Genomic DNA, 7,291 nt, shown 5'->3' on the forward strand with positions numbered 1-7,291 from the left:
AGGAGAATACCGATGAAGAAATTGCTTATTGCTTTGGCATCTGCCACGGCCCTGTTTGCAGGCGCTGCACATGCTCAGGAAAAGCTGAAGATTGGCGCAGCGCCTTACGGCCTGAATGCTGAATTCATGCAGATCTGGTCTGAAGCTCTGAAAGAACATCCTGCTGTGAAGAGCGGCGAAGTTTCGCTCACTGTTTTCGACGGTCGCTATGATGCGCTCGTTCAGCAGGAACAGTTTAACAACATGATCACGCAGAAATTTGACGCGATCATCTTCGTGCCAATCGACGTTGAAGCTGGCGCAACCGCTGTTCAGGCAGCAGCTGACGCAAACATTCCGGTTGTTGGTTCCAACACCCGCGTAAATTCCGATCTTCTGGCTTCTTATGTCGGTTCTGACGATGCGGTTTCCGGTTACATGGAAGCTAAGAACGTTCTCGATAAGATCGGCTGTAAGGGCAATGTTGTGATCATCGAAGGCCCGATTGGCCAGTCCTCGCAGGTTTCGCGCCTCGAAGGCAACAAGAAGGCGCTTGCTGAATGCCCGGACGTCAAGGTTCTTGAGCAGCAGACCGCTAACTGGTCGCGCGCTGAAGCACAGACCCTGATGGAAAACTGGCTGACTTCGCATAAGGGCGAAATCAACGGCGTCATTGGTCAGAACGACGAAATGGCACTCGGCGCGATTGAAGCAATCAAGTCGGCAGGCCTCAAGGTCGATGACTTTGCGATCGCTGGTATCGACGGTGTGACCGATGCGCTGAATGCTGTTAAGGCTGGCACCATGACGTCGATCCTTCAGGATGCACGCGCTCAGGCGCAGGGTGCAATGGACCTCGCAATTCTTCACGCGAAGAAGGGTGACTACAAGCCACAGTCCGACATTTGGGCGCAGTATCCTGACATGCCGTTCAACGACGGTAAGGACAAGGAATACAATGTTCCTTGGACGCCAGTAACTGCCGACAACGTCGACAAGCTGCTCGAAGCACGCAAGTAATAGAGAACGGCGGGATGGGCAGCCCCCGGCTCATCCCGCACCCTAAAAATTCCCGCTACCCTCACAACGCCGAGGATCAAACAATGTCCGACCAATCTCCCCAAATCGACCTCAACTTCCCGCTCAACGGTAAAGTTGCTCTGGTAACTGGTGCTGCTTCCGGTATTGGCGCGGCTGTTGCTGAGGCATTTGCTGCCAAGGGTGCAAAGGTTGCTGTGCTTGATATCAATGCTGATCAGGCGCGCGCTAAGGCAGAAGCGCTTGGAGCGGATGCAAAACCTTTCGTCTGCGATGTATCTGATCCGGCTTCGGTGAAGGCTGCTGTATCGGGCGTGGTCGAAGCGTTTGGACAGATCGATATTGCTGTAAACAGCGCCGGTGTTGTTTTCTTAGCCCCTGCCGAAGATCTAACCATTTCCGATTGGGATCGCACGATTGCAATCAACCTCAAGGGCAGCTTCCTTGTTACGCAGGAAGTAGGCCGCGCCATGATCGCTGCGGGCAAAGGAGGCAAGATCGTCAATCTCGCCTCTCAGGCTGGCACCGTGGCGATTGAAGACCACGTTGCATATTGTGCATCGAAGTTCGGCGTTATCGGTATGTCGAAAACCTTTGCTGCTGAATGGGGCAAATATGGCATCACCGTCAACACGATCTCGCCGACCATCGTTCTCACAGAGCTCGGCAAGAAGGCCTGGAATGGCGAAAAGGGCGAAGCTGCCAAGAAGCGCATTCCAACCGGACGTTTTGCCTTTCCGGAAGAAATTGCTGCCGCTGCAGTGTTCCTCGCATCCAGTGGCGCAAACATGATAAATGGTGCAGACCTCCTGATCGATGGTGGCTACACAATTCTCTAAGTATGCCGACAGTCTGACGATTGTTCGGGGCCGGAAGTTCGGCTTTAAAATTACAGAGCGGGAACTTATCTCTCGCCTTCGATAGGTGCAAAATGCAAAGATTTATCAATAACCCGGATGAAGTGGTCGAAGATACCGTTAAGGGTTTCATTAAGGCGCATAAGGACCTTGTCCGGCTTTCGACGGAAAACCCGCGCGTGGTTGTCGCTAAAGATGCACCGTTTGAGGGCAAAGTTGGCGTTATCACGGGTGGTGGCTCGGGCCATGAGCCAGCTTTCATCGGCTATACCGGCAAAAACCTGCTTGACGCGGTTGCAGTTGGCGAACTGTTCTCTTCGCCAACTGCCAAGAGCTTCTACGATGCTGCGCGTGAAGCAAATGGCGGCAAGGGCGTTGTCTGTCTTTACGGCAACTATGCTGGCGATAACATGAACGTCAAAATGGCGATCAAGCTTGCTGCCAAGGTCGGAATTGAAATCCTGACCGTTGTTGCCAATGACGACGTTTGTTCCGCTCCTATCGAAGAACGCGAAAAGCGCCGTGGCGTTGCTGGCGAAATCTTTATGTGGAAAGTTGGCGGTGCAAAGGCTGCATCGGGTGCAAGCCTTCAGGAAGTTCAGGCAACGGCACAGAAGGCTATCGACAATTGCCGTTCGATTGGCGTTGGTCTTGGTCCGTGCACACTGCCATCTGTCGGTCATCCGAACTTTCAGATCGAGCCGGGCACGATGGAAGTCGGCATCGGTCATCATGGCGAGCCGGGCGTCCGCGTTGAGCCGTTGAAGCGTGCTGACGAAGTTGCCAGGGACATGAGCAAGATCGTTCTCGACGATCACAATTTGCCCGAAGGCACAGAAGTTGCGGTTCTCGTTTCGGGACTTGGCGCAACCCCGATCAACGAGCTTTATATCCTCAACGATACCATCGAGCAGGAAATCACTGCACGCGGTCTCAAGATTTATCGCACCTATGTCGGCAATTATTTCACGTCGCTCGAAATGGTTGGCGCTACACTGACAATCATGGCGTTGGATGATGAACTGAAAACACTGCTGGATGTAGAAGCCCGTTGCACGACGGTTTTGTAAGAAAGAAGCATATAATGCAGACATTCAAGAATGCCGGATCGGGTGAGATCGTTCTTTCGCTTGCAGACCGGATTATCGAAAACAAAGCTTACTTAAGCGAAATCGACGGCAAGATCGGCGATGGCGACCATGGTGTGAACATGGCCAAGGGTTTCGGCCTCGCAGCCGAGCGCCTGCGCGGCAAGGAGGTAACGCTTGCTGAAGGCCTTGATACGCTCGGGACGATTCTGCTGACCGAAATTGGCGGCTCAATGGGTCCGCTTTATGGCGTAATGTTCAACGAGTTCGCAGAAAAGCTGGAAGGCGTTGAAAATATCGACGCAGCCACGTTCAGCACCATGCTTCATGCAGGTCTTGACGGCATCCAGTCAATCGGTTCGGCAAAGCTTGGTGACAAGACGCTGCTCGACACGCTGATCCCGGCAATCACCGCTTTTGACGAAGCAAACGGCAAGGGCCAGTCCTTTGCTGAAAGTTTGGATGCTTTGTCGGCTGCTGCTGAAGCGGGTCGCGACTCCACACTTAATCTCGTGGCAAAGATCGGTCGCGCAAGCCGTCTCGGTGAGCGTTCGCTGGGTGTCCTTGATGCGGGTGCAACATCCTGCGCACTGATTCTGACTGATCTTGCAGCACAGGCAAAGAGCCGCTTGCAGTAAGGCTTTCTGTCCCGATTTTAAGTTTGGCGTCTGAAAACTGTGTGGGTCCACACGTTCAGGCGCCAAATTCGTTTCATCATGTTGCAATTGCGTTTGAACGCTTTCATGTTTGCTGCGCAGGAGAGAGGCAACAGATAATCGCATGACGCTCAAGCCCAACACATCGCGCAAACTTGGCAAGCCAAAGGCCACTGCAAGCGATAGTTCGATCACGATTCCGATGCGTTATGGCGATGATCCCTATGTGTGGGCCTGCTGGCTTTATTACGAAGACGGCCTGACGCAGAGCGAGATCGCCGATGTCATGGGTATTTCGCGCGCCACCGTGAACAGCTATCTGGCTGAAGCGCGAGATAAGGGCATCGTCAATATCTCCCTTGAGGGCGGGCGGCTGGAATCGCTGTCTGTTGCTCAGGAGTTGAAGCGTCATTTCGGCCTGACAGACTGTTTAATTCTCCCCCATGATGACAATGCCCGCCCGTTGATTGATCGGCTTGGCGTTGCAGGCGCACACGCGCTCAACAAAATCCTTAAATCCGGCGATACACTCGCAGTCGCGTGGGGACGTACAGTGCTTTCAGTCGGTGAGCAGACTTCGATTGGTTCGTTGCAGGACATGACCGTCGTGCAGGCGACAGGCGGCACCACGGCGTCATTTCCATATACGCCCGAACGTTGTGCGGCAGCGCTCGCAGAGGCCGTCTCGGCACGCTGCGTCAATATCATGGCACCTGCCATGTTGCGTTCTCAGCAGACGCGGGACGTTTTGCTCGAAGAGCCTTTGCTTCAGGAACAATTTGCGACCCTTGAGAATGCCAATCGCATTCTTTTCGGGATTTCTTCGCTGCGTGCTAATTCCACCATCCACACGAGTGGATTTTTTGAGTCAGTTTCTCTGCAACAATATCTTGCAGCGGGTGCTGTCGGTGTTGTGGCAGGCCGTTTTATTGACGAGCGGGGGAAACCCGTTGCAGGACCGCTTGATGAGCGGACGATCGGTATTTCGCTCGATAAGCTTCGGCAGATTCATACCCGTATTGCGGTTGCAGGCGGTTTTGACAAGGTGCCAGCGCTTCTGGCAGCACTTCGCGGCGGCTTTATCAATGTGCTTGTGACTGATGCTGCAACTGGGCTTGGTATTTTGCGCGCCGATGGCGTCATTGATCTTGATGCGCGTCTTTCGCAGAAGCCTAAAACCAATCAGGTTCCTACAGCTTTCCGCGTGCGGGTGAAGAAGCTCCTCAACAATCCGAACGAGGTGGTTGAAGAAATGCTCGATGGCATTGTTCGGGCCCATAGCAAATTCGTGCAGCCAATTGGAGGCTCCAACCGGGCACTGGTCGCGCGGGATGGTCCGCGCCCCGGCAAGGTGGGGTTGGTGATTGGCGGTGGTGCCGGTCACGAGCCATGCTTTGTGGGCTATGTGGGTAAGGGCCTTGCAGACGCTGTTGCGGTCGGCAATGTTTTCTCGTCGCCTCCGCCCGATCCGATTGTGCAATGCGCGCTGGCAACTTCCAACGGCGAAGGCGTTCTCTTCGTCTATGGCAATTATGCCGGCGACGTCATGAACTTCGAGATGGCGGCTGAAGTGGCCGAGGAAAAGGGCGTCAGGATCAAGACGGTTCTCACTACCGACGATATCGCCTCATCGCCAATCGATGACAAGGATGGGCGCCGCGGCGTGGCAGGCAATTTCTTCGTCTTCAAGGTGGCGGGCGCCGCCTGTGATAAAGGCCTGTCGCTTGATGCCTGCGAGATTGTTACACGTAAGGCCAACTCGCGGACTTATACGATTGGTGTGGCACTGGAGCCGGGTTCACTGCCGCAAACTGGACGGCATAATTTTGAAATCGGCCCCGAAGATATGGAAATCGGCGTTGGCATTCACGGCGAGCCGGGTGTATCGCGTGATCGTATTCGTCAGGCAGATGAAATTGTTGATGGCATTATGGACAGAATCTTCAATGAAATGAAGGCTCTGCCGGGTGATCGCGTGGCGGTACTGGTCAATTCATTCGGAGCTACACCGCTGATGGAACTTTACATTCTCTACCGGCGTGTGGCGCAACGACTTGAAGCTAAGAACATTCATATTGAAGCCAACTGGATCGGGCATTATTGCACGTCTCTGGATATGGTGGGCGCGTCGATATCGATCATGCATCTTGATCATGAACTGTCAGAAATGCTGCTACATCCATGTGAAACTGCTGCTCTCAAAATTAGCTAACAGCGTCTTTGAGTTCTATCGTTTCACTGCGCCTGAAAGTAAATTAGCATACGCCTTATGGTGAGCGACGCCCGTTGCAGTTATAAGGTTTGAGGAGAAAATCCATGTCGGAAACTGCGGCTCGTCGTCTTGCCCATATGTTTGATGCTGCTTCTGCGTCGCTTGAAGCGGAACGCGATAGGCTGTCCGAACTTGACGGCGCAATCGGCGACGGCGACCATGGAACGACAATGGCTCTCGGCTTTCAGGCCGTGCGTAGCGAATTGTCGAAGCTCAATCTCGACGATGCCGACATTTCGAAAGTTCTCAATACGGCGGCAACCGCATTCATTAATGCGGTTGGTGCATCAACTGGGCCGCTTTATGCCACTGGATTCCGCCGTGCCGCAAAGGCAACGGAAGGCCGCAAGAATCTTGATCTGGCGACTTTTGCGATCATCATTGAGGCCATCGGCGTTGGCATTCGTGAGCGAGGCCATGGACAGCGTGGCGACAAGACAATGCTGGATGCATGGCTGCCTGCTGCTGAAGCCGCACAAATGGCCGTGTCTGCTAATCAAAGTTCTGCCGAGTTTTGGAACAAGGTTGTCGCCGCTGCCACGGCTGGCGCCAACACGACCCGTTCGATGATCGCCACCAAGGGACGCGCTGCGCGTCTTCGTGAACGCTCGCTTGGTCATATGGACCCCGGCGCTGCATCAGCGGTCATCATTCTGCAGGCCATGGCAGATGGTGTTGGGGAACGGATGGGCTGGTCGAGTTCGCGTGCCGACTGAGTGCTTATATATAGGGACTAGGCTAGGTGAGGGCGCGTTGAGCGCCCTTTATCATTCTCACGACAGAATCGGGTTGTTTGTGTTGGTTAAGAATTGATAAAATTGCTTTGGTTTTGCTGTGGAAAGAAACTTTGGGATTTTTTGTGAAAGTTCGTTGACAGTTTTGGGAAGTAGGGTCTATATGGCGATCAACGAGGGCGGCGACGCTGCTAGCGGCAGGTTGCCTCGTCCTTGTAGTTCAGCGAATAGCGATTGACAGAGATGTTGAGAGTGGTTAGTTGAGCGGCATTAGTGAGATGGAAGTCTTGTTGATGTATTGAGGAAGGAACGGTTGATAAGGCTGTGAATTTCTTGAAAAAAATGGGTTGACACGGTTTACGATGTAGACTAGATACCCGGCACCGCAGCGACGGAGCGAGACGAGATTGAGAGTTGGGGCCGAATGGTTCTGGTGATTGAGATTGGAGCGCGGAGTTAAGCGGAAGAGTTTTCGACGGTTTTGAACTGTCTGTTCTTTGATAATTTTATACAGAAGAAAGAGAAACGTGGGCGGCATTGTCTGCTGAATGTTTCGGGTCTTGTAAGAGATTTGGAATATTCGAACAGAACTTTGGCGGACACGTTTCTTGATAGAATATGTTACCTGGCTTTGATCTTAGGCTTCGGCCTTTGAGATTAAAGTTGG

General features: G+C 53.3%; 6 protein-coding genes. All 6 read left to right on the forward strand.

The window, feature by feature from the left end; all coding sequences use genetic code 11:
• Positions 1–12 precede the first annotated feature (12 nt).
• Positions 13–999 carry a substrate-binding domain-containing protein gene (locus WH356_RS12290; protein WP_339511131.1) on the forward strand — a complete coding sequence of 329 codons (987 nt, stop codon included), beginning with the start codon at positions 13–15 and terminating at the stop codon, positions 997–999.
• An 83-nt stretch (positions 1,000–1,082) separates the two neighbouring features.
• Entirely contained in the window at positions 1,083–1,856 is a 774-nt protein-coding gene (locus WH356_RS12295) for an SDR family oxidoreductase (protein WP_339511133.1), read from the forward strand.
• A gap of 92 nt (positions 1,857–1,948) precedes the next feature.
• Complete coding sequence (locus WH356_RS12300) at positions 1,949–2,944, forward strand: dihydroxyacetone kinase subunit DhaK (RefSeq protein ID WP_339511135.1); 996 nt, start codon at positions 1,949–1,951, stop codon at positions 2,942–2,944.
• Between the two features lie 14 nt (positions 2,945–2,958).
• Positions 2,959–3,600, forward strand: coding sequence for a dihydroxyacetone kinase subunit DhaL (dhaL, locus tag WH356_RS12305; RefSeq protein ID WP_339511137.1), 642 nt, complete (start codon positions 2,959–2,961; stop codon positions 3,598–3,600).
• A gap of 142 nt (positions 3,601–3,742) precedes the next feature.
• Entirely contained in the window at positions 3,743–5,830 is a 2,088-nt protein-coding gene (locus WH356_RS12310) for a bifunctional sugar-binding transcriptional regulator/dihydroxyacetone kinase subunit DhaK (RefSeq protein WP_339511139.1), read from the forward strand.
• A gap of 104 nt (positions 5,831–5,934) precedes the next feature.
• Positions 5,935–6,606, forward strand: a complete 672-nt coding sequence (dhaL, locus tag WH356_RS12315) for a dihydroxyacetone kinase subunit DhaL (RefSeq protein ID WP_339511141.1) — start codon at positions 5,935–5,937, stop codon at positions 6,604–6,606.
• Positions 6,607–7,291 lie beyond the last annotated feature (685 nt).

The sequence above is a fragment of the Ochrobactrum sp. MYb379 genome (assembly GCF_037479515.1).
Taxonomy (GTDB): Bacteria; Pseudomonadota; Alphaproteobacteria; order Rhizobiales; family Rhizobiaceae; genus Brucella.